1 protein-coding gene and 2 pseudogenes are annotated in these 1,680 nt (G+C 69.8%); 2 read left to right on the forward strand and 1 reads right to left on the reverse strand.

Annotated features, from left to right (window positions below; all coding sequences use genetic code 11):
* Window positions 1–269, reverse strand: a pseudogene (locus RIF68_RS35970) (hypothetical protein); the annotation flags it as partial.
* Between the two features lie 270 nt (window positions 270–539).
* On the opposite strand from RIF68_RS35970, the gene RIF68_RS35975 reads away from it, so the two are divergent.
* Both RIF68_RS35975 and RIF68_RS35980 read left to right on the forward strand, forming a co-directional pair.
* The gene (locus RIF68_RS35975) at window positions 540–1,211 is read left to right on the forward strand and encodes a DNA alkylation repair protein (protein ID WP_309055854.1); all 672 of its coding nucleotides are present in this window, start codon (window positions 540–542) and stop codon (window positions 1,209–1,211) included.
* A gap of 236 nt (window positions 1,212–1,447) precedes the next feature.
* Window positions 1,448–1,680 (forward strand): annotated as a pseudogene (locus RIF68_RS35980) (hypothetical protein); the annotation flags it as partial.

A 1,680-nucleotide genomic window follows, 5' to 3' on the forward strand; every position in this document is an offset into this window, starting at 1 on the left:
TCGCTCATGGGCGTGCCGGTGTGGCCGAAGGCCACGTAGGAGAAGCCGGCCGGTAGCAGCAGCTCGCCGCCCGGTGCCGGCCGCAACGGCCCGTAGCCGCCGTTGTCCGGCGCCTGCATCGTGTCGTTACCCCGCGCACGCCCCTGGGCGGCGTGCGCGGTGTTGCCCATCAGCGCGGACAGGGCGGCGGCGGCGCTCATCGCTCCGCCGGCCTTGAGGAGCCCGCGGCGTCCTACGGGGGTCATGGCCTGGGTCTGTGCTGTCGTCATCTCGGTCTGTGTCCTCACGTGGGTCGGTCGGCTGCTTCCGGAGACCGACTCCAGCAGGGGCAGTCGAACAGCGGACCAGCACGCCGTGAATGCCCCGCGTCGAGCACATGGCGGCTTTGTTCGCGATCGAGAACGGAACGGCCGGGGTGGGCGGGGTTCCTTGCCCGGAGACCCGGAGTCACGCTGCAGGCGGCGGACGACGTCGGGTCCGCTCGCGAGCCTCCCTCTCCTCGTAGGCTGACCCTCACCCGCAACGGACAGGAGGCTGGGATGGCCGAGACAACGGTGGAGGACGTGCTGGCCGAGCTGGCGGCGCTCGAAGACCCGAGGGCGCGGGCGGTGAACGAGCGGCACGGCGACGACCACGGAGTGAACCTCACCAAGCTGCGGGCGGTCGCGAAGCGGTTGAAGACGCAGCAGGACCTCGCGCTCGAGCTCTGGGGGACCGGGGACACCGCGGCCAGACTGCTCGCGCTGCTGATCTGTCGGCCGAAGGCGTTCGAGCGGGACGAGCTGGACGCTATGGTCCGCGCGGCGCGCACCCCCAAGGTGCACGACTGGTTCGTGAACTACGTGGTGAAGAAGAGCCCGCACACCGAGGACCTGCGATTGGCGTGGCTGGCCGATCCGGATTCCGTCGTCGCGAGTGCGGGCTGGGCGCTGACCGCCGATCGCGTGGTGAAGAAGCCCGAGGGCCTCGACCTCGCCGGCCTGCTCGACGTCATCGAGGCGCAGATGAAGGCCGCCCCGGAGCGCCTGCAGTGGGCGATGAACACCTGCCTGGCGCAGATCGGGATCGAGCACCCGGAGCACCGGGTCCGTGCCCTCGACATCGGGGAGCGCCTAGGGGTGCTCAAGGACTATCCGACGCCGCCGAACTGCACGTCCCCGTACGCCCCCGCCTGGATCGCCGAGATGGCGCGCCGACGGGACGATCGGTAGGAGGGCGCCGGTGCTCGTGCCGTGGCTCCCCGGAGTGCGGGGCGGTCCGGAGTGACCGGAAGTCGTCGGGTCTCAGCCGGAGTCCGATAAGCGATCCTGATGATTCATGCGCAGAATTCATTGCTGTTGTTGACGCTTCCGAAGGCTCACACTGGTGTTGTGCACATCACACTCCGCGAGTCGGAGCCTTTCGTGCCGCGACCTCCCTTTCACTGCCTTCAGGAGAACCTGCCGCCATGACCACCGACGTGTCGTCCCTGCCCGGGACCGGTACCACCTCCCACACCGTGGGCCCACTGGTCGATGCCCAGGCGCAGCTGGCCTCCGCCGTGGCCACCCTGGACTACGAGCCCGGTCTGCATGCCCTGCTGGCGAGCCCGCGGCGGGAGATGACCGTGAGCATCCCGCTGCGCCGTGACGACGGGTCGGTGGAGGTGCTGACCGGCCACCGGGTCCAGCACAACGTCTC

The organism is Streptomyces sp., assembly GCF_031178505.1.
Taxonomy (GTDB): Bacteria; Actinomycetota; Actinomycetes; order Streptomycetales; family Streptomycetaceae; genus Streptomyces; species Streptomyces gulbargensis.

Excerpts from the sequence above, each read along its gene's own strand:
- RIF68_RS35975 (WP_309055854.1), top strand. The coding sequence starts at position 540 with ATGGCCGAGACAACGGTGGAGGACGTGCTGGCCGAGCTGGCGGCGCTC.